Source organism: Pseudomonas sp. SAS7 (genome assembly GCF_052112345.1).
Taxonomy (GTDB): Bacteria; Pseudomonadota; Gammaproteobacteria; order Pseudomonadales; family Pseudomonadaceae; genus Aquipseudomonas; species Aquipseudomonas putida_Q.
In genome coordinates, this window is the sequence record NZ_JBEGGO010000055.1 from 1 (window position 1) to 656 (window position 656).

The window sequence follows — 656 nt, forward strand, 5'->3', positions numbered from 1 at the left end:
ACCCAGGCGCGTAACAACCCAGAATTACTGGGCATTGCCATGACGCCGGATAACCTGCAGGTCGACAAGGAGGTGTTCGAGTACGCCCAGCATGGGTGCTCGCCGTTTGACAGTGCGCATGGCTTTCACACTCGCAAGCTACGTAGGTTTGCCTTGAAGGGGTACCTGGTCAATGCGATGAACCGGCACAAGCTGGAGAACGGCGTGCTGGCGGTGGTGCTCGACGATACCGTTGGGCTGATTCAGGAATTCAATCACCAGCGGTTGAGCTGGGTGGTGAAGCGCCAGGTCTGGCGTGAGGACCCCATGCGTGCCTACCAATTGCAGACTTCGCAGATACTCCAGGCCATTCGCGCCACGCACCGGGAGTGGGCAGCGCAGAAGGTGCCTTCGCTGGAGCCGATGGCGGGTAGAGGACCGTTTGTACCGATTGACCCTACGGTAGAGCGGCCGCGTATGGTCGAGCAAGCGATGAAGGACAGCGACGATAAACTCGAGCAGCGCTACCACGAACCACAACGTGCGGCGTTCCAGGCCGAGTATGACCAGCAGGAAGCCGAGTTCCAGCGCTTCATCGACAAGGACGCCCGTGCTTATGCCGCGCTGTTCGACACGCCCATGTTCAAGGTGGCCGAGCAGTACGACTACGACGGTGA

General features: G+C 59.9%; 1 protein-coding gene. It reads left to right on the top strand.

All coding sequences use genetic code 11. The annotated features are described in order from the left end of the window. Nucleotides 1-656, top strand: a 656-nt coding sequence (locus tag ABI582_RS28660) for a T6SS effector BTH_I2691 family protein (protein WP_442120988.1), incomplete at both ends; no start/stop codon positions are given.